The 19,867-nt window shown below is 73.4% G+C and carries 16 protein-coding genes; 11 read left to right on the top strand and 5 right to left on the bottom strand.

Annotated elements, in window-relative coordinates; all coding sequences use genetic code 11:
• Positions 1 to 9 precede the first annotated feature (9 nt).
• The 4 genes from ACZ3KJ_RS28290 (at position 10) to ACZ3KJ_RS28275 (ending at position 4,387) form a co-directional block, all read left to right on the top strand.
• Positions 10 to 1,302, top strand: coding sequence for an extracellular solute-binding protein (locus tag ACZ3KJ_RS28290; protein ID WP_467531100.1), 1,293 nt, complete (start codon positions 10 to 12; stop codon positions 1,300 to 1,302).
• 6 nt (positions 1,303 to 1,308) lie between these two features.
• Positions 1,309 to 2,313, top strand: coding sequence for a carbohydrate ABC transporter permease (locus ACZ3KJ_RS28285; RefSeq protein ID WP_467531062.1), 1,005 nt, complete (start codon positions 1,309 to 1,311; stop codon positions 2,311 to 2,313).
• Positions 2,314 to 2,483: 170 nt separating this feature from the next.
• Positions 2,484 to 3,248, top strand: coding sequence for a carbohydrate ABC transporter permease (locus tag ACZ3KJ_RS28280; protein WP_389517462.1), 765 nt, complete (start codon positions 2,484 to 2,486; stop codon positions 3,246 to 3,248).
• A gap of 68 nt (positions 3,249 to 3,316) precedes the next feature.
• A complete protein-coding gene (locus tag ACZ3KJ_RS28275) occupies positions 3,317 to 4,387 on the top strand; it encodes an endo-1,4-beta-xylanase (RefSeq protein ID WP_467531061.1) in 1,071 nt (356 codons plus the stop codon).
• Between the two features lie 31 nt (positions 4,388 to 4,418).
• Here the strand turns inward: ACZ3KJ_RS28275 and ACZ3KJ_RS28270 are convergent, their stop codons facing one another.
• The 3 genes from ACZ3KJ_RS28270 to ACZ3KJ_RS28260 all read right to left on the bottom strand — a co-directional run bounded on the left by ACZ3KJ_RS28270 (position 4,419) and on the right by ACZ3KJ_RS28260 (position 7,137).
• Complete coding sequence (locus ACZ3KJ_RS28270; RefSeq protein WP_467531060.1) at positions 4,419 to 5,459, bottom strand: LacI family DNA-binding transcriptional regulator; 1,041 nt, start codon at positions 5,457 to 5,459, stop codon at positions 4,419 to 4,421.
• A 328-nt stretch (positions 5,460 to 5,787) separates the two neighbouring features.
• Complete coding sequence (locus tag ACZ3KJ_RS28265) at positions 5,788 to 5,994, bottom strand: DUF5999 family protein (protein WP_467531059.1); 207 nt, start codon at positions 5,992 to 5,994, stop codon at positions 5,788 to 5,790.
• Positions 5,995 to 6,522: 528 nt separating this feature from the next.
• The gene (locus ACZ3KJ_RS28260) at positions 6,523 to 7,137 is read right to left on the bottom strand and encodes a hypothetical protein (RefSeq protein WP_467531057.1); all 615 of its coding nucleotides are present in this window, start codon (positions 7,135 to 7,137) and stop codon (positions 6,523 to 6,525) included.
• Positions 7,138 to 7,697: 560 nt separating this feature from the next.
• Here ACZ3KJ_RS28260 and ACZ3KJ_RS28255 point away from each other — a divergent pair.
• Together ACZ3KJ_RS28255 and ACZ3KJ_RS28250 are read left to right on the top strand one after the other, a co-directional pair.
• Positions 7,698 to 9,215, top strand: coding sequence for a glutamate-cysteine ligase family protein (locus tag ACZ3KJ_RS28255; protein ID WP_467531055.1), 1,518 nt, complete (start codon positions 7,698 to 7,700; stop codon positions 9,213 to 9,215).
• A gap of 457 nt (positions 9,216 to 9,672) precedes the next feature.
• Complete coding sequence (locus tag ACZ3KJ_RS28250) at positions 9,673 to 10,473, top strand: CPBP family intramembrane glutamic endopeptidase (protein WP_467531099.1); 801 nt, start codon at positions 9,673 to 9,675, stop codon at positions 10,471 to 10,473.
• Positions 10,474 to 10,508: 35 nt separating this feature from the next.
• Here ACZ3KJ_RS28250 and ACZ3KJ_RS28245 read toward each other — a convergent pair whose 3' ends face one another.
• On the bottom strand, positions 10,509 to 11,318 hold the full coding sequence (locus tag ACZ3KJ_RS28245) for a PhzF family phenazine biosynthesis protein (RefSeq protein WP_389517339.1): 810 nt from the start codon (positions 11,316 to 11,318) through the stop codon (positions 10,509 to 10,511).
• A gap of 286 nt (positions 11,319 to 11,604) precedes the next feature.
• On the opposite strand from ACZ3KJ_RS28245, the gene ACZ3KJ_RS28240 reads away from it, so the two are divergent.
• The 5 genes from ACZ3KJ_RS28240 (at position 11,605) to ACZ3KJ_RS28220 (ending at position 18,360) form a co-directional block, all read left to right on the top strand.
• On the top strand, positions 11,605 to 12,555 hold the full coding sequence (locus ACZ3KJ_RS28240; RefSeq protein WP_467531054.1) for an NAD-dependent epimerase/dehydratase family protein: 951 nt from the start codon (positions 11,605 to 11,607) through the stop codon (positions 12,553 to 12,555).
• Between the two features lie 164 nt (positions 12,556 to 12,719).
• Positions 12,720 to 15,410, top strand: a complete 2,691-nt coding sequence (locus tag ACZ3KJ_RS28235) for a winged helix-turn-helix domain-containing protein (protein WP_467531052.1) — start codon at positions 12,720 to 12,722, stop codon at positions 15,408 to 15,410.
• Between the two features lie 202 nt (positions 15,411 to 15,612).
• Entirely contained in the window at positions 15,613 to 17,235 is a 1,623-nt protein-coding gene (locus ACZ3KJ_RS28230; protein ID WP_467531051.1) for an MFS transporter, read from the top strand.
• Positions 17,235 to 17,756 carry a hypothetical protein gene (locus ACZ3KJ_RS28225; RefSeq protein ID WP_467531050.1) on the top strand — a complete coding sequence of 174 codons (522 nt, stop codon included), beginning with the start codon at positions 17,235 to 17,237 and terminating at the stop codon, positions 17,754 to 17,756. The genes ACZ3KJ_RS28230 and ACZ3KJ_RS28225 overlap by 1 nt, the downstream gene beginning before the upstream one ends.
• Positions 17,757 to 18,162: 406 nt before the next feature.
• Positions 18,163 to 18,360, top strand: coding sequence for a hypothetical protein (locus ACZ3KJ_RS28220; protein WP_389517330.1), 198 nt, complete (start codon positions 18,163 to 18,165; stop codon positions 18,358 to 18,360).
• Between the two features lie 99 nt (positions 18,361 to 18,459).
• On the opposite strand, the gene ACZ3KJ_RS28215 is transcribed toward ACZ3KJ_RS28220, so the two are convergent.
• Positions 18,460 to 19,863, bottom strand: a complete 1,404-nt coding sequence (locus ACZ3KJ_RS28215) for a DUF2252 domain-containing protein (RefSeq protein WP_467531049.1) — start codon at positions 19,861 to 19,863, stop codon at positions 18,460 to 18,462.
• Between the last annotated feature and the right edge of the window lie 4 nt (positions 19,864 to 19,867).

Genomic DNA, 19,867 nt, shown 5'->3' with positions numbered 1-19,867 from the left:
GAGCGCATGATGGGCCACCCGGCACTGTCCCGCCGCGGCTTCCTGGCGGCCTCCGCCGCGGCCGGTCTGAGCATGACGGCACTGAGCGCCTGCGGCGGCGACTCGGACGGAGGGTCGTCGGGGACGACCACCATCGAGTGGTGGAACATCTCCACCACCCAGCCGACGAAGGACGTCTGGGCCGCTCTGGCCAAGCGGTTCGAGGCACAGAACCCGAACGTCAAGATCAAGATCGTTCAGCTGGAGAACGACGCCTACAAGTCGAAGATGACGGCCCTGACCGCCTCCGGGAAGCTGCCCGACATCTTCCACACCTGGGGCGGCGGCGTCCTGCGGCAGCAGATCGACGCGGGGCTCGTCGAGGACCTCACCGAGCGCACCCAGGACTGGGCGAAGGACCTGCTGCCGGTCGCCGGCGAGCCGTACCTCTTCGACGACCGGACCTACGGCATCCCGTTCGACATCGGGATGATCGGCTTCTGGTACAACAAGGCGCTCTTCCGGCAGGCCGGCATCGACGCGCCGCCCACCACCTGGAGCGGCTTCCTCGACGCCGTCGGGAAGCTGAAGTCCGCCGGTGTCACCCCGCTCGCCCTGGCCGGCAAGGAGAAGTGGCCCGGCATGTACTACTGGGCCTACCTCGCGATGCGCACCGCCGGAGCCGACGCCGTCCAGAAGGCCGGCGACGACAAGGACTTCACCGGCGAGGGCTTCGTCCAGGCCGGGCGGCACCTGAAGGAACTCGTCGACCTGGAGCCGTTCCAGAAGGGCTTCCTCGGCGCCGCCTACTCCAGCCCCACCGGGCAGGCCGCCACCGTCGGCAACGGCAAGGCCGCCATGGAACTCATGGGCCAGTGGGCGCCCGTGGTGCAGGCCGACGCGGGCAAGGGGCTCGGCACGGACCTGGGCTTCTTCCCGTTCCCCGCGGTCGAGGGCGGCAAGGGCGCGCTCACCGAGGTGTTCGGCGGAGGCGGCGGCCACGCCCTGCGCGCGGGCGCCCCGCAGGCGGCCGTGGACTTCCTGAAGTTCTTCGCCTCCGCCGCCACCGACACCGAACTGGTCCAGAAGACCGGCGTCCTGCCCGTCGTACCGGCCGCCGAGAGCGCCCTCACCGACCCCAACCTCACCGCCGTACAGACCCAGTTGAAGGCGGCCACCGGCTTCCAGCTCTATCTCGACCAGGCGTACGCGCCCGCCCTCGGCCAGGAGGTCAACGACAGCGTCGCCGCCCTCATCGCCGGTTCCAAGTCGCCCCAGCAGGTCGCCGAGTCGATCACCAAGGTCGCGAAGGAAGAGCAGTAGCCCGCGATGACCTCGACCTACCTCCCGGACAAGCGCAGCGGCCCGGACGCCGACGCCGTGCTCCCGCCCCCGGCCGGCGGCCCGGCCCGGGGACGGGCCCGGCGGCGCGCGCGGCACTGGCTCACCGCCGTCGGCCTCCAGGCGCCCGCCCTGGTGCTGTTCGGCACGCTGGTGCTGCTGCCGATGCTGTTCGCGCTGTACGCCGCGTTCTTCCGCTGGGGCGGCTTCGGCATGCCCGAGGACTACGTCGGCGGCGACAACTTCACCCGGCTCTTCGAGGACCCCGTCTTCCTCGGTGACCTGTGGCGCTGCCTCCTGCTGGTGCTGCTCTCGCTCGCACTCCAACTGCCGTTCGCGCTCGCCCTGGCGGTCGCGCTCAACCAGCGGATCCGCGGCCGGGCCGTGTACCGGATGCTGTTCTTCGCGCCGTACATCCTCTCCGAGGCGATCACCGGCGTGCTGTTCGGCATGATCTTCGCGCCGGACGACGGCCTCGCCGACCACGTCCTCGGCGCGGTCGGCCTGGACGGGCTGGGCGGGCAGTGGTTCGCCGACCCGTCCACCGTCATGGCCACCCTGTTCCTGGTCATGACGTGGAAGTACTTCGGCTTCCACATGATGCTCTACCTGGCCGGACTCCAGTCCATCCCGGCCGAGCTGACCGAGGCGGCCCTCATCGACGGGGCCGGACCGTGGCAGCGCTTCCGGCACGTCACCCTGCCGCTGCTCGCGCCGACCCTGCGGATCAGCGTCTTCCTGTCCGTCATCGGCTCGATCCAGCTCTTCGACCTGGTCTGGGTCACCACCGCGGGCGGCCCCGACCACCACTCCGAGACGATGGCCGTGACCATGTTCCAGTACGGCTTCAAGCGCTACCAGGTCGGCTACGCCAGCGCGATCAGCGTGGCCATGTTCGCCATCAGTCTCGTCTTCGCCCTCGCCTACCAGCGGTTCGTGCTCCGCCGCGACCTGGAGGGGGCCACCACCACCCTGCGAGGAGGCGGCTCGTGAGCGCCCGCAAGACCGGCGGCGCCGTGCGCGCCCGCAAGACGGACGGTGCCGCGCGCGGCCGCGGGACCGGCGGTGCCGTGAGTGCCCGCGGGACCGGCGGTGCCGTGAGTGCCCGCAGGACCGGCCGGACCCTTCCCCTGCACGTCGTCCTCGTCGCCGTCGGCGCGGTGATGGCCGTGCCCCTCGTCTACGCCGTCCTGTCCGGCTTCAAGTCCACCGACGAGCTCTCCCGCAACCCCGTCGGCCTGCCCGACGCGTGGATCACCTCCAACTACACCGACATCCTGGGCGCCGGATCGTTCTGGCGGCTGGTCGGCAGCAGCACCCTCATCGCGGTCGGTACGACGATCGTGGTGGTCGCGGTGTCCGCGCTCGCCGCGTTCTCCTTCGCGCGGTTCGCCTTCCGCGGCCGGGAAGCGCTGTTCACCCTGTTCACGATGGGGCTGATGTTCCCCTTCGCGGTGGCCGCCCTGCCCCTGTTCCTGCTGCTGCGCTCGCTGGACCTGCTGGACAACCCGCTCGGCGTGATCCTCCCGCAGGCCGCCTTCGGCCTGCCGATGACCATCGTGATCCTGCGGGGCTTCTTCCGGGAGATCCCCGCGGAGCTGGAGGAGGCCGCCACCCTCGACGGCTGCGGCCCCCTCGGCTTCTTCTGGCGGATCCTGCTGCCCATGGCCCGCCCCGCCCTCGGCACGGTCTCCGTCCTCGCCGTCGTGGGCAGTTGGAACAACTTCTTCCTGCCGCTGCTGGTCTTCACCGACTCGACGTGGTGGACGATCCCCATCGGCGTCCAGCAGTTCCAGGGCCAGTACTCCGCCGAGTACGCCCGGGTCTTCGCCTATCTGGTCCTGGCCATGGTCCCCGCCCTGGCCTTCTACTCCGTCGCCGAGCGCCAGCTCGTCGGCGGCCTCACCGCCGGCGCCACGAAGGGATGACGCGCGCCCGCGGACGCACCACCGCGTCGTACGGCTCACCCACACCACCGATCGTGAGGAGTCGCACCATGTCCCGCACGTTCCGCACCTCCCGCACCCGCCTCAGACTCGCCGGGGCCCTCGCCGCCGTCCTCGTCGCCGCGGGTGTCGCGAGCGGCCCGGCCGCGCAGGCGGGCGAGCAGCACGGGGCGAGGACGCTCGCCGAACTCGCCCAGCGGCACGGCCGCTACTTCGGCAGCGCCACCGACAACCCCGAACTCGCCGACGAGCCCTACACGGCCGTCCTCGGCAGCGAGTTCGACATGATCACGCCCGGCAACGGCATGAAGTGGTACGCCACCGAGCCTCAGCAGGGCGTCTTCGACTTCTCCGCGGGCGACGAGATCGTCGACCTCGCCCGGGCCTCCCACCAGGAGGTCCGCGCCCACACCCTCGTCTGGCACAGCCAGCTGCCCGGCTGGCTGACGAGCAGGGAGTGGACGGCGGACGAGCTGCGGGCCGTCCTGAAGAACCACATCCAGACCGAGGTACGGCACTACCGGGGCCAGGTCTACGCCTGGGACGTCGTCAACGAGGCGTTCAACGAGGACGGCACCTACCGCGAGACGCTCTTCTACAGGACGCTCGGCCCCGGCTACATCGCCGACGCCCTGCGCTGGGCCCACCAGGCCGACCCGAAGGCGAAGCTCTACCTCAACGACTACAACATCGAGGCCGTCGGCCCGAAGAGCGACGCCTACCACGCCCTCGCCCAGGAGCTGAAGGCCCAGGGCGTCCCCCTCGACGGCATCGGCCTCCAGGCCCATCTCGCCCTCCAGTACGGCTATCCGACGACCCTGGAGGAGAACCTGCGGCGGTTCGCCCGCCTCGGCCTGGACACCGCGCTCACCGAGGTCGACGTACGGATGCAGCTGCCGGCGACCGAGGAGAAGCTGGCCCGGCAGGCCGAGTGGTACGGGGACCTGACCGGGGCGTGCCTCGCGGTGCGCCGGTGCGTCGGCATCACGGTCTGGGACTACACCGACAGGTACTCGTGGATACCGGCGTTCTTCCCGGGGGAGGGCGCCGCGCTGCCGTGGGACGAGAACCTCGTGCCGAAGCCGGCGTACCACGCGATCCGGGAGGCGCTGAGCGCCTGACCGCCAGACCCTCAAGGTGCCGAAGCGGGCGTCAGCGTGCGGGAGCTGGTGGTGCGGTGCTCGACCGCACCACCAGCTCGGTGCCCAGTTCCACGCGCGGCGGGTCGGCACGCTCGCCGCGGGCCAGGTTGAGGACCGTACGGACGGCGAGCTTGCCCATGTCGGCGAGGGGCTGCCGGACGGTCGTCAACGGCGGCGCCGACCAGCGGACTTCCGGGAGGTCGTCGAAACCGACCACGCTCATGTCCTCCGGTACGCGCAGACCGCGCCGGCGCAGCGCCTCGATCGCGCCGAGCGCCATCTGGTCGCTGGCCGCGAACAGCGCGGTCGGCGGCTCGGGCAGGTCGAGCAGCGCGGTGCAGCCGGCGAAACCGGACTCCGGGTGGAAGTCGCCGGGCACGACCAGGGTGTCGTCCACGGCGAGACCGGCCGCCTCCAGGGCCGCCCGGTAGCCGTCGAAGCGGGCGCGGGAGCACAGCAGGCGCGGCGGGCCGGCGATCAGGCCGATCCTGCGGTGGCCGAGGGAGAGCAGGTGCTCCGTGGCGGCCAGTCCGCCCGCCCAGTTGGCGGCGCCGACGGCCGGGGTGTCGAGGGCGGGGGAGCCCGTCGGGTCGACCACCACGAGCGGCACCCCGAGGATGCGCAACTGCTCGTGCAGCGTGGGTTCCAGGGCCGAGGTGACGAGGATGACGCCGTCGGAGGCGCGGGCCCGCAGGTTGCGCATCCACTCCCGGGCCGCGCCGGAGCGCCCGTGGATCGCCGAGACGACCGTGCCCACGCCGGCCGCGTGGGCGACCTCCTCGACCCCTCGGATGATCTCCACCGCCCAGGGGCTGTCGAGGTCGTTGAAGACCAGGTCGAGCAGGGCGGCCCGGGTGCGGATGGCGGAGGGGCGTTTGCGGTAGCCGTGCCGGCGCAGCAGGTCCTCGACCCGGGCCCGGGTCCGGGGCGAGACGTCGGAGCGGCCGTTGACCACGCGCGACACCGTCGGTACGGAGACGCCGGCCTGCCGGGCGATCTCCGTGATGGTGATCCTGCCGCTGGCCGCGGGTGCCGTCTCGTCCGCTGCCACTTGCCCCACCTCCGTCGCGTTCGGGACGCTCCCGTCGAAACTTCCAGGAGTCTTCCGGAAAGTCGGCGGCCGTGGGAAGACGTCCGAGGGAGACGCGCGAGGGAGACGCGCGAGGGAGACGTTCAGGGGCCGTGGGGCCGCGTGCGGGGCGGCGGCTGCGGGACGAGACGGGGAGCGGCGGCCGTGGGGGGTGTGACGTACGGGAGGGCGACCGGGAGGTCACGGGGAGTGAGCGGTGCCGGACACGGGTCGGGGCCGGTGCGCGGCGGAGGCTGCATCCGGCCCCTTCGATCGGCGGACGGCGTCGGCCGGCCGTCCGCGGTGGTGCTCAGGCCGCCGTGACGACCCTGCCGGTGTCCAGCGGGCGGTGCGGGGCGATGATCTGTCCGTCCGGCAGGAGTTCACCGGTGTCCTCGAAGAGCAGGACGCCGTTGCACAGCAGGCTCCAGCCCTGTTCGGGGTGGTGCGCCACGAGGCGGGCGGACTCCCGGTCGGCGGACTCGGCTGTCGGACACGGCGGCTGGTGCTGGCACATGGATGGGATCTTCCGCTCTGATGTGGTGCGTTGACGATGTGTGGTGTCTGTCCCGCGGCGTGAAACGTCGTTCATGGCCGCCCCCCGTTGTGATAAGTCGGTCGGAACCCAGTGTTGCCCCACGGGCGTCGTTCCGCAGGGATTTCGCGGCACCGCTTCTCACAGGTTGATGACGCATCACCCTCGTGGGCGGTTCAGCTCAACTGCCCGGTCACTTCGGGTGGTTCTCGCTGGCCGGATAGGGCTAGGGCCTGTTGCGAAAGTCCCGCCTGCCCGACGACGCCATGCACGCACTCTCGCCGCACCGGCCCCTGACCCAAGTACATCCAGTACGAGGGCCAGGGGCCGGCACGCCGAGAGCACGCACCTGACGCCGCCAGGCCCGCCCTCCGGGCGGACGACGGGACTTTCGCAACAGGCCCTAGTCCGGGGGGCCGACGGGGGTGCGCGACAGCGCCGTACCCCGCCACCGGGGCCGCGATGGCGGGGTACGGAGGAAGGGGCCCGGGCCGGTGCCGGGCGGGTGGGTCAGGCCGGGGAGCCGAGGAGGGGTTCCTGGCCGGGTGCGATCCGGGGCTGCTGGCCCGGTGCGACCCGCAGGGTCAGCACCGGCAGCAGTTCGGCGACCCGGTGCGGGCGGTGGGCGGCGATGCCGGGGGGCGCCGGGGCCAGCGGCACCAGCAGGTCGGTCGCGACGGGGTGGCCGGTGGTGCCGTCGGAGGCACAGTCGCCGTGCAGCCACAGCGTGAGCATGTACAGGCCCGGCACCGACAGCAGGCGCGCCTGGTAGGGCTGGGCGGAGGTCTCGGCCTGGCGCAGCGCGCGCTCGGTGGAGGCGATGTAGGGGCCCTCGAAGAAGTGGGAGAAGGCCCAGCCGTCCGGGGTGAGCCGGGTCTCGGCCGCGGCGACGGCCCGGTCGCCGGAGCGGATCAGGAAGCGCCAGCCGGCCAGTCGGGTCGCGGTCACGCCCTCGGCGGTGATCCGGTCCAGGACGTGCACGGGGAGCGGGAGTTCCGGGGTGACGGGCCCCTGGGCGGTGCGCAGGGACGGGGTCCGGTCCTCGCGGACCGCGGTGGGGGAAGCGAGTGCCGTGAGGACGGAGCGCAGGGCGGGCGCGGGAGCCGGGGGGACATGCAGCGGCATGGTGGGTCGCCTCTCATTCGGCAGGCACGGTGGCGCGAGGGCGTGGGGCGGACGACGCTGTCAGCTCGAGGGAGGTCGGAGAGACAGGGGCCGGGTCTGGGAGTCCGGGGTGCGCGAACGGCCCGCCGTCCGTCACATCGACGACGACAGGCTGCTTCGACCGTGGGCGCCCACCTTCTCCGCCTTGTTCGCGAAGTTTATACGACAGGTGTTCAGACTGTGTTTCGTCTAGTCGCCCCGGGGGCACTCGGCAAGAGTCCATTCGGTCGGCGATACGTGTGAATCATCCCGATTCAGAGGGGGTGGCACCCCGATGACCTCGGGATATGCGCGCGCAACGGTCGGCCTATTCCCGTCGGCGTTTTTCACGAGATCCCATTCGTGAAACGCCGCCCGCCGCCTTGCCCGGTGAATGTGCCGGTGGACTCCTTCGGTCAGGGTAGCGGGTGGCGCCGCCGGCGGGGGACGTTATCGATCGACAGGGCTGGGCATCATCCCACCTGACCCCGGGACAGCCGGCGGCCGGACGTCGGCCGCCCCGTGCGAGGAGGGACGCTTCGATGGGGGAGAAGGTCGTGGCAGGCGGGTTCGACCTGGCCGATCGTCAGCGCTACCGCGACAAGCTGCGGCAGTGCCTGACGGGGCTGGAGCGGCTCCTGTCCCAGCAGCGCTTCGACCGCCCGAAGAACCTCATGGGTCTCGAGATCGAACTGAATCTCGCGGGTGCCGACGGTCTGCCGAAAATGCTGAACGGACAAGTGCTGGAGCGGATCGCGAGCCGAGATTTCCAAACAGAACTCGCCATGTTCAACCTGGAAGTCAACATAGCTCCCCACCGATTGGGCGGGCGGGTATTCGACCGGCTCGCGGAAGAACTCCGCACCTCATTGGCATATGCCGACCGAAAGGCCGGGGAGGTCGACGCGGGAATCGTGATGATCGGTATTCTGCCGACTCTCGACCGTGACGACCTGGTCTCCTCCAATCTCTCCGAGGTCGACCGCTACACCCTTCTCAACGACCAGATCGTGGCCGCCCGCGGTGAGGAGTTCACCCTGGAGATCGACGGCGTCGAGCGTCTGTCGTGCACCTCCAAGTCGATCGTCCCCGAGGCCGCCTGCACCTCGGTGCAGCTCCACCTCCAGGTCACCCCGGACCGCTTCGCCGACGTGTGGAACGCCGCGCAGGCCGTCGCCGCCCCGCAGGTCGCCCTCGGCGCCAACTCGCCCTTCCTCTTCGGGCGCGAGCTGTGGCGCGAGTCCCGGCCCCCGGTGTTCCAGCAGGCCACCGACACCCGGCCGCCGGAGCTCCAGGCGCAGGGCGTGCGGCCGCGGACCTGGTTCGGCGAGCGGTGGATCAGCTCGGCCCACGAGCTCTTCGAGGAGAACCTGCGCTACTTCCCCGCCCTGCTGCCCATCTGCGACGAGGAGGACCCGCTGGACGTCCTGGCGGCGGGCGGCGTCCCCAAGCTCGCCGAGCTCGTCCTGCACAACGGCACCATCTACCGCTGGAACCGCCCGGTCTACGGCATCGCCGACGGCGTCCCCCACCTGCGCGTGGAGAACCGGGTCCTGCCGGCCGGGCCCACCGTCACCGACGTCGTCGCCAACGCGGCCTTCTACTACGGCGTCGTCCGGGCCCTCGCCGAGGACTCCCGGCCGGTATGGACGCGGCTGCCGTTCGAGGCCGCCGCCGCCAACTTCGACGCCGCCTGCCGCCACGGCATCGACGCCCGCCTGCAGTGGCCGCGGCGCGGCCGGCTGGGCGGCACGACCGAGGTCGACGCGGTGAGCCTCGTGCGCGACGAACTGCTGCCGCTGGCCGAGGCCGGACTGGACGCCTGGGGGGTGGAGCCCGCCGACCGCGATCTCTACCTGGGCGTCATCGAGGAGCGGTGCCGGCGGCGGACCAACGGCGCGAGCTGGCAGGTGGCCACCTACCACCGTGCCCTGGAAGCGGGCCTGTCCCGCGACGCGGCCCTCGCGGCGACCACCCGCCGCTACGCCCAGCTGATGCGGCAGGGGGAGCCGGCGCACACCTGGCCGGTGGGGCTGCCGGAGCCGGTGCTCACCCGGTGAGGGCGCCTGCCACGGGCTGGGGCCCTTGGCGGGCTGGGCGCCTGTGGCGGGCTGGGGACTGGCGACGGGCTGGGGACTCGTGGCGGCCAGGGAGTCGTAGAGGTGCTTCCTGGCGGGAACCTTCGTAGGGGGCCTCTGCGCGGGGCCTCTCACCGGGTTTGCGTGCGGAAGTCTCGTACCGGCCTCTGCACGGGGCCGTACCCCACCCCGGTACGGGGGGCCGCCGACGCCTGCCCCGGAAACATCGGGCAAGCTGTGACGTCCCATGACGGTGGCGTCCTCCCTGTCGGTCCGTGTGCCGGTGTCCGGTCGCACGGCGTACGACGGTGAGGTGCGCCCCGTACGGCGTCCGTCCCCCCGACGGCCTGTCGCGCACGTGCTCGCAGCTGCTTCCGAGACCGAGACCCTGGCGACGCGCGGACGGGGTGATGGCGGGCTCACCCAACTGGAGGCGCGTGTGCAGGCGGACGAGGGGCCGGCGGTCGGTTCTTTCCCGCAGGAACGGTTCTCGCGACGGATCTTCCGTGACGAGACGCTGCTCGTTCTCGGGCTTTCGCTCGGTGCGAGCGGTGTGTCCGCCCTGATCAGTTTTGTCGGATCGGTCACGAAACCGGGAGGACTGAAGGACCAGGCGGCGACCCTCAACGCCTCGGCCGCGCCGGGCCGTCCCTGGCTCGACCTGGCCTGGCAGCTCTTCTGGATCGCCACCGCCCTCGTCCCGGTCGCCCTCGTCGCGCACTTCCTGATGCGGGAGGGGCGGAGCCTGCGCACCCTGGGCTTCGACCGCAGCCGCCCCTGGCCCGACCTCGGCCGCGGCGCCGGGGTCGCGGCGGTCATCGGCAGCGCGGGCATCGCCTTCTACCTGGCCGCGCGCGGCCTCGGCTTCAACCTCACGGTGGTGCCCGAGGCGCTGCCCGACGTGTGGTGGAAGTACCCGGTGCTGATCCTTTCCGCGCTCCAGAACGCGATCCTCGAAGAGGTCATCGTCGTCGGCTATCTGCTGCGCCGGCTGGGCCAGTTGGGCTGGACCCCGGTCGGCGCGCTGGCGACCAGTTCCGTACTGCGCGGTTCGTACCACCTGTACCAGGGCCTCGGCGGCTTCGTCGGCAACCTGGTGATGGGCGTGGTGTTCGTCCACCTCTACCGGCGCTGGGGGCGGGTGGGCCCCCTGGTGGTGGCCCATTCCCTGCTCGACATCGGGGCGTTCGTGGGATACGCGCTGCTGGCGGGGAAGGTGGGGTGGCTGCCGACGGCGTGAGTCACCAGCCACCCGGGGCGCCGCCCGGACGTCGTCTAGACGAGGAGGTCGCCCTCGATGACGGTGACCGCGCGGCCGTTGAGCAGGGTGCGCTCGCCGCGGACCTCGGTGCGCACCCGGCCCGACCGGGGGGAGGCCTGGAGACCGGTGAGGCCGGGGCGGCCCAGACGTTCGGACCAGAAGGGGGCCAGGGCGGTGTGGGCGCTGCCGGTGACCGGGTCCTCGTCGATGCCGACGTTGGGGAAGAAGCAGCGGGAGACGTAGTCGTAGCCGCAGGCGGGGTTCTCGGCGCGGGCGGTGGCGATGATGCCGCGCGCGGAGTGGGCGGTGAGCGCCTTGTGGTCCGGCCGCAAGGCGTGGACGGTCTTCTCGTCGGCGAGTTCGAGCAGGAGGTCGCCGACGTTCGGCCCGGTGTCGAACGCGGCGAGCGGCTCGGCGCCCAGGGCCTCGGCGGCGCCCCGCGGGACGTCCACGCGGGTGAGCGGGGCGGTCGGGAAGTCCAGGGTGACGGAGCCGTCCTCGGCGGGCGTCGCGACGAGCACGCCGCTCCGGGTGGCGAACCGCACCGGCCCGTCGTGGGCGCCGGTGGTGTGCAGGACGTGGGCGGTGGCGAGGGTGGCGTGACCGCACATGGCGACCTCGGTGACGGGCGTGAACCAGCGCAGCGCCCAGTCCGCCTCACCCCCCGCCGGGAGGGGGTGCGCGAACGCCGTCTCGGCGTGGTTGACCTCCAGGGCCACGTTCTGGAGCCAGTCGTCGCCCGGGAAGGCGTCGAGCAGCAGGACCCCGGCCGGGTTGCCGGCGAAGGGGCGGTCGGTGAAGGCATCGACGATTCGAATCCGCATGTCGGTGACGGTAAGGGGTGGGGGGAGCGGGGGGCCAAGGCCAATTCGAAGGGCTTGGCCCCAATCGGGGGTGACGGCCGGGTGGGTTCGGTGGTGGGGAGGTGCGTCGTTTTTTGGGGAGAGAGGTGTGTGTCCCGTCGCGTGGTCACGGGGGCGGGGAACCCGTGTCGCCCGCCGGGACGTTGAGGGGTCGAAGGACGCGACCGGGCCGGGAGCGGCCGGACGATGCGGGCGGAGGGCAGCGGCACTGAACGACACGACTGCGGGAGACGACGACGGCACCGTCGTGCTGACCGGCGCGACCGGCTTCATCGGATCGCACGCGTTGCGCGCACTGCGGGCCCGGGGGAGAAGCGTCCGCGCCCTGGTGCGCCGCGTTCCGGACACCAGCGCCGGGGCGGCGGCCGGGCCAGGGGCCGCCGTCGAGTGGGTGCGCGGGGACCTGACCGACGCGGACGCCCTGCGCGGCCTGTGCGAGGACGCCCGGGCGGTCGTCCATCTCGCCTCGTACATCGGCGGGGACGAGAAGCTGTGCGAGGCGGTCAACGTCGACGGCACCCGTGCGCTGATGGCGGAGGCCAGACGCGCCGGCGTTCCCCGCGTGGTGCACCTGTCGACCGCGGCGGTGTACGGCGCCGGCCCGCACCGGGGCATCGCGGTGGACGAGATCGCGGCCGAACCGGTCTCCGCCGTGAGCAGGACCCGCCTGGCGGGAGAGGCGTACGCGCGGGAGGCGGACGCCGTCGTCCTGCGCCCCGGGCTCGTGGTCGGCGCCGGGGACCGTTGGGTCGTGCCCGGGCTCGGGGACATGGTCGAGCGGGTCCCCGCGGAGTGGGACGGCGGCCGCGCCCTGCTGTCCGTGGTCGACGCCGGCGACCTGGCCCGCCTGATCGCCGCCGCGGCCACCGGCCCCCGCCCGGTACCGCCCGGCGTGTACCACGTCGGCCACCCCGACCCCGTACGCGTCGGCGACCTGCTGGCGCGGCTGTCGGCGCTCGGCGTGCTCCCGCCCCGCCCCGCCGAGGACTGGCCGTGGCCCACCTGCCTGGAGCGCCTGCGGGCGACCCCCGGCCGTGCCTCGGAACGCCAGTTCGCGCTGGTCGCCCGCGACCACTGGTACCTCTCCGAGGACCTGTGGAAGCTGACCGGCGAACCGGCGGGACCCGGCCCGCTGAGCCGTCTCGCGGACGCGGCGGAGTGGTACCGCGACCACCTGCGCGCCGCCGGCGCCGGATGAGGGCGGCCCGCGGGCGCCCCACCGTGCCCGGACGCCCACGCCCACGTCGTGCGGGCGCGGGCCGTCTGCGGGGGTCCGACGCCTCGCGGCGCGCACCCGGCGGATCACTGCGATGCTGAGAGGGAGCGGTACCCCTGACCTGACGACCAGTGGTGGTGAACGCCATGGCTGGGTTCGAGGAGAACGGCCCCTCTCCCGAGGCGCCGCAGGCCGATCCGCACGGAGACCCGTTCCTGCGGACGCGGTTCGCCGTGCCGGTGCCTCCCGTGACGTTCCTCCGGCGCGAGCGCCTGGTCACGCACCTCGACCAGGCTCTCCGGACACCGCTCACCATGGTCAACGGCTCGGCGGGCGCGGGCAAGACCCTCCTGGTCGCCGACTGGGCCGCGCGCCGGAACCCCCGGCCCCTCGCCTGGCTCACCACCGACACCGAGGGCCAGGGACCCGGCATGTTCTGGGCGTACCTGCTCCGCGCCCTGGAGGTCGCCGGCGTCCCCCTCTCCGCCGGGGTCGGCCGCCCCGCCGACGCCGGCCGTGCCACCCCCGGACTGCTCTCCCGGCTGGCCGTCGAGCTGAGCGCGCGCGAGCGGCCCGTGACGGTGGTGGTCGACGAGTACGACCGGGTGACCGACCCGGAGATCGCCGAGCAGCTCGCGTTCGTCCTGCACCACGCCGGGCCCGGCATGCGGCTGATCCTCGTCACCCGCACCGAACCCCTGCTGCCGCTGCACCGCTACCGGGCCGCCGGAGAGCTGACGGAGATCAGGGACGCGGAGCTGGCCTTCACGCCCGAGGAGGCGGCCCGGCTCCTGGAGCTGCACGGGCTGAGCCTGCCGGTGGACGCGGTGCGCGGGCTCGTCGACCGCACCCGGGGCTGGGCCGCCGGACTGCGGCTGTGCGCCCTCGCGGCCGGTGAGAGCCCGGACCCGCAGGCGTACCTGAAGGAGTTCGAGGCCGACCGGACCGCGGTCGCCGACTTCCTGCTGGCGGAGGTGCTCGACCGGCAGCCGCCCGCCACCCGGGACCTGCTGCTGCGCGTCTGCGTCCTGGAACGCTTCTGCGCCGGGCTGGCGGACGCGCTGACCGAGCGCACCGACGCCGGGCCGGTCCTGGCCCGGCTGGAGCGGGAGAACGCGTTCGTCGAGCACCTCGGCCACGCCTGGTACCGCCTGCACCCGCTGTTCGCGGAGATCCTCCGGGCCCATCTGCGGATGCGCTCACCCGGCCTGGAAACCGAACTCCACCGACGGGCCGCGCGATGGCTGCGCTCGTCGGGCTCCCTCACGGAGGCACTCGGGCACGGTGCCGACGCCGGCGACTGGGAGTTCACCGCCGGCGCGCTGGTCGGCGACCTCGCCCTCGGCCAGCTCTTCACGGGGCTGCGCTCCGACGACCTGGCCGCGCTGTTCTCCCGGATGGCCCCCGAAGCGGGGGGCCCGGCCGCCGACCTCGTCCGCGCGGCCCGCGAGCTGTCCGCGAACGACCTCGGCCACGGCCTGGCCCACCTGCGTCACGCCGAGCAGGGCCTGGCGGAGGGCCGCGCGCCGGAGGACGCGCCCGAGCTGGCGGCGGCCCGGCTGAGCTGCGCCCTGCTGCAAGCCCTCGCCGCCCGGCTGACCGGCTCGCCGGCCCGGGCGGAGACGGCGTCGGCGGCGGCGGACCGGCTGCGGGAGCAGGTCCCCGCCCACCTCCTGGAGCGGCATCCGGAGCTCCTCGCCCTGCTGCTGACCCACCTGGGATCAGCACGGCTGTGGGCCGGGCGCTTCGAGGAGGCGCGGGCCGCCCTGTCCACCGTGGCCGACTGCCCCGGCGGGGACTCCACGGCGCTCCCGCGCGAGGACTCCCTGAGCCGCCTGGCGCTGATCGACTACCTCGACGGCTGGACCGGCCGGGCGGAGCGCGGGGCCCGGGCCGCGCTGGCCGAGACGGAGCGGTTCGGCCTGCCCCAGCCGTCCGCCCCCGGTGTCGAACGGCTGGTCCTGGCCGCCGTCGCCGTGGACCGCAACGAGCTGGGCCGGGCGGCCCAGGCCCTCCTCGACGCCGAGGCCGGCGCGGGACCGGCCCTGGCCGACCCCGTGACGGCGGCGGGCCGTGCCGTCGCCACCGCGCGTCTGCACCTGGCCCGCGGCGACGTCCGGGCCGCGCTGGAGGCGGTGGAGTCCTCCGTCCGGGCCGACGTGCCCTCCCCCTGGGCGCGGGGGCACACGGCGCTCGTCGCCGCCGCCGCCCACCTGGCCGAGGGCCGGCCGCGGGCGGCCGCCGGACTGCTGGAGGAGGTCTCGCACGAGCAGGCGGTGTGCGCCGTGGAGGCCGCGCGGGCCCAGCTCGCCGCCGGCCGGCCCGCGGCAGCGCTGGACCTGCTCGACCGGATCCGGCCCGAGGACCGTCCGGGACCCGCGGTGACCGTCCGGGCCACCTTGGTGCGGGCACAGGCCGCGGACGCGGCGGGCGACGCCGCCGCGTCGCGCGACCTCGTCGCCCGGGCCCTGCGGGAGGCGCGCCACGAACTGCTGCGCCGTCCATTCCTCGAAGCCGGACCGTGGCTCCGGCCCGTCCTCGCCGCGCCGACGCTGCGCACGCTCGCCGCGGGCTGGCTCCTCACCCCCGGCCCCGCCCCGCACGACGGCCCGCCGACCCGGTCCGAGGAACGGCCGCCGGTCGTCGAGGAGCTGAGCGGGCGCGAGCGCGACGTGCTGCGGCGGCTGGCCGACATGATGTCGACGGAGGAGATCGCCGCCGACCTGTACGTGTCCGTGAACACGGTCAAGACCCACCTCAAGAGCGCCTACCGGAAGCTGGCGGTGAACCGCCGCAACGAGGCGGTGCGCCGCGCCCGCGAGCTGGGTCTGCTGTGAGCGAGCCGGGTCTGCCGGAAGGCGACGGTGCTCTGACGCGCGCTCGATCCGCCGACCGGCGGACAAGGCGCGGCTCGCCCGTGGCGGGTGAGGCACGGACCGGGGTCCTTCCCGTGCGATGGTGGGTGGCGGCGGGTCGTCGGACGGCCGCTGTCCGGCCGGCACCGCCGGTGTCGCGGACCGATGCGGCGAGGTGGACACCGTGACCCACTGGAGGGCGCTCGCCGTCCTGGGCACCGCCCAGTTCCTGATGGTGCTCGACACGTCCGTGATGAACGTCTCCATCAGCCAGCTGGTCGAGGACTTCGACACCGAGGTGACCGCCATCCAGGCCGTCATCACCCTGTACGCCCTGGTCATGGCGGCGTTCATGATCATCGGAGGGCGGTTCGGGGACGTCCTCGGACGGAGGCGCCTCTTCTTCCTCGGCCTCGTCGTCTACGCGACGGGCTCGGCGCTGACCGCCGCCGCTCCGACCCTGTGGGTCCTCGCGCTGGGCTGGTCGGTCATCGAGGGACTCGGTGCCGCGATGGTGCTGCCGGCCATGGCGGCCCTGGTCGCCGAGTCCTACCGGGGCCGGGACAGGGCCGTCGCCTACGGCGTCATCGGCGGTCTGGCCGGCGCCGGCATCGCCGTCGGACCGCTGCTGGGCGGCTGGGTCACGACGTATCTCACCTGGCGGCTGGTCTTCGCCGGCGAGGTCGTGGTCGTGCTGGCCGTCCTGTGCTTCCACCGGGTGATCACGGAGGTCCCCCGGACGGGACCCCGCCCGCGGCTCGACGGGGTCGGCGCCGCGCTCTCCGCGGCCGGTCTCGCGCTCGGCGTGCTCGGTGTGCTCCAGAGCAGCACCTGGGGGTGGGTGCAGCCCCGCAATCCGCCCTTCACCGTCCTGGGCTTCGCGCCCACCCTGTTCGTCGTCGGCGCGGGCGTGGCCGTCCTGGCCGTCTTCGCGCGCTGGGAGCGGCACCGCGACGCCCGGGGCGCCGACCCGCTCGTGCACCTGTCCCTGCTGCACCGGCCCGCCCTGCGCTCGGGCCTGATGGCCCTGCTGTGCCAGAACCTCATCCTCCTCGGACTGTTCTTCACCATTCCCCTGTACCTCCAGGTGGTGCAGGGGTTCGACGCCTTCGAGACGGGTCTGCGGCTGCTGCCGGTGTCCGTCACCATGCTCCTGACCTCCCTCGGCGCGGCCCGGCTCGGACGGCTCGCCGGACCGCGCCGGGTGGTCCGGCTCGCCCTGGTGACCCTCGCCGCCGCCATCGTGTGGCTGCTGGCCACGCTCGACCCGGCCATCGACGACGCGCAGTTCGCCGGAGCGATGGCGGTGCTCGGCGTCGGCATGGGGCTGCTCGCCTCGCAGCTGGGCAACGTCGTCCAGTCCAGCGCGGGCGAGGAGGAACGCAGCGAGGTCGGCGGGTTGCAGTACACGGCCCAGAACCTCGGCTCCGCGCTGGGCACCGCGCTCATGGGGTCGATCCTCGTCGGTGCCCTGGCCCACGCCTTCACGTCCCAGGTGGAGGACGATCCGCGGCTGTCGCAGGAAGCCCGTCAGCGGACAGGGGTCGCCCTCGAGGCGGGAATCAGCTTCGTCCCCACGGAACAGGTCCGCTCGGCCGCCGAAAGCGCCGGGCTCCCCCCGTCCGAGGTCGACGCCCTCGTGGACTCCTACGCCGAGGCGCAGCTCGACGGCCTGAAGGCGGCGGTGCTCGCCGCCGGAGGCGTCACCCTCGCCAGTTTCCTCGTCACCTCGCACCTGCCGTCCGCACGGACCGGCACCCCGCCGCAGGGCGGGCGACCGGCCGACCGGGGCCGGAGCAAGCGGTGATGTCCGCGACCCGGCGCGGGGAGGCCGCCCGAGCCCGCCGTGCCGAGCGGCGTGCGCACGCCGACTACACCGGCGGCGTCTACGGGTCGATGCTCGCCGCCTCCGTGGTCGTCGGCGCCGGGACGCTCGGCTCGTACCCGCGCCTCGAACTGGTGCTGCTGTTGCTGCTCACCGGGGTGGCGTTCTGGATCGCGCACGTGCACGCGCACCTCTTCGGGGCCCGGCTGGCGCGGGGGAGCCCGGACCGCGCGGACGTGCTGGGGGCGTGCCGTGAGGAGTGGCCGATCGTCAAGGCCGCCGTCCCGCCGGCCGTCGCCGTCGCCGTCAGCCCCCTGCTGGGCCTGGACCTCCAGGGTGCCCTCTGGCTGGCGCTCGCCGTCGCCGTGGCCGGGCAGGTGGGATGGTCGGTGGCGGCGGCGCGACGGGCCGGGGCGTCGTGGCGTCTGATGGCCGTCACCGCGTCGGTCAACCTGGTGCTCGGGCTGCTGATCATCGCGTTCAAGATCTTCCTCAAGCACTGAGGAACCGTCCTTCCGACGTACTGAGCAACGGTCTTCCCGATGCTGCGCTGAGCAACGGTCCTCCCGGAGCCTGCGGAACGGGCCTTCCGGTGCCTGAGCAACGGTCCTCCGATGCCTGCGGAACGGGCCTTCCGGGGCCCGCGGAACGGTCCTCCGATGCCTGCGGAACGGGCCTTCCGGGGCCCGCGGAACGGTCCTCCCGATGGCTGCGGAACGGACCTTCCGATGCCCGCGGAGCGGTCCCGGAGCCTGTGGAACCGGCGGGCCGCGCACCGCGCCGGGCCGCGTATCACCTGCCCGGGGTGAGGCCCCGGGGGGCCGCCGGGGCGGACCATCGCAGGGCGGGGGACGAACGCAGGGCGAAGGGCGGCCCGCCCACCCCGGGCCGCCCGGGGGAGAGCAGTTGATGCGCTACGAGATCCGCGTCGACGGATTGATGTCGGAGACGCTGACCAGGGCCTTCCCGGAGCTGGACCACGTGGTGATGTCCGGCCAGACGGTCCTGTTCGGGCACGTCGTCGACGAGGCGCACCTCTACGGGCTGCTGGCCCGCCTCCGGTCCCTGGGACTGCGGGTGCTGGAGATGCGGCAGTTGCCGGAGTGACGCGAAGGGGCGGGGGGCCCGCCCCAGGTGCTCGGCAATCGGGGGCTCGGGTGCCCGGGTGCCGGGGCGCTCAGGTGCTCGGGCGCCCGGGCGCTCGGCTCAGGGGCTCTCCGCCCGGACCCTGCCCGAGCGGGCGGCGGCGCCCAGCGCCTCGAAGTCCCGGTCGTTCTGGTCGGCGTAGGACTGGGCGAATCCGGTGAGCGCGCGGTCGAAGCGGTCGCCGCCGCCGAGATAGGCGGCGATGGCGACCGGGTCGCCGGACCGGGCGTGGGCCCGCGCCAGACAGGCCCCGCACTGTCGCGCGAACAGGCCCAGCAGCGCCGGGTCCATGGTCTCCGGCCGGGCGATGCCCTTCCAGTCCCACAACTGGCGCACGTAGAAGTCCCGTTCGCGACCGTCGAGCCCCACGGCGTGCGTCCAGCCCAGGAAGATGTCGCTGGTCGTCTGGATCAGCCGCTGGCCCGCCACGACACGACGGCCCTGGTTGTCGTAGGGGTCGCCGCCGGTGTGCGCGGCGAGGACCGACTCCTGCGCCTCCTTGGCCTGGAGCAGCAGGGGGTCGTCGTCGTCCCGGCCCAGCAGGAGCAGGATCCAGCAGCGCGTGCCGACGCTGCCGACGCCCACCACCTTGCGGGCCACGTCGGCCGGGCGGTAGTGGCGCAGCAGATGGCGGCGCTCGGACGACAGGCTCCGGGCGTACCCGTCGAAGACGGCCCGGAGGTCCCTCTCCTCCTCGTCGGGGCCGCTCACCAGGTCCCGGAGCGGAACGATCAGCGGCGGGTCCGGCGTGATGCGCCGTCCCTCGGCCGTGCCCCGGGTGAGCTTCTCGAAGGCCTGGAGATGGGTGCGGGTCCGGGCGCGCGCCGTGGCCCGTGCCGTCCTGCGCCGGGCCTTCCTGTCCATCGAGGAGGCCAGCAGCTGCCGGATCCGGTCGGCGTCGTCCTGGGCGTACCAGATGTCCAGGGTGCGCATGCCGGCGAACTCCCGCATGCGCTGCCGATAGGCCCGCACGCCCGTGCGGACCACGTCGTCCTGTTCCGCGGCCGAGAAGCCGTTGGCCCGGCCGGCGATCACGAAGCTGGCCGCCAGCCGTTTGACGTCCCACTCGAAGGGACCGGCCAGGGTCTCGTCGAAGTCGTTGATGTCGAAGACGAGTCGGCGTTCGGGCGAGGCCAGCAGGCGGAAGTTGAGCAGATGGGCGTCACCGCACAGTTGCACGGTCAGGCCGGTGCTCGGCGCGGGCCCGAGGTCCGCGGCCATGATCGCGGCCGCGCCCCGGTAGAAGCGGAACGGGGACTCGAGCATGCGGCCGTAGCGGACCGGCACCATCTCCGGCAGGCGGGTGGCGGACTGGCGCTCCAGGACGTCCACCGGGTCGGTGCGTCCCGCCGCCGCCTCGAACCAGCCGTGGCAGGAACGCGGCGCCCGGGCGCGGGCCTTCCGGCCGTACGCCGCTCGCTCGGCCGGTGACAGGGAGGGCGTGAAGGCAATCGGTACGACCATGGCT

It is taken from the genome of Streptomyces sp. NPDC003248, from assembly GCF_055563235.1.
The sequence above is the reverse complement of the archived record's forward strand: the minus strand, read 5'-3'. Positions and strand labels throughout refer to the sequence as shown.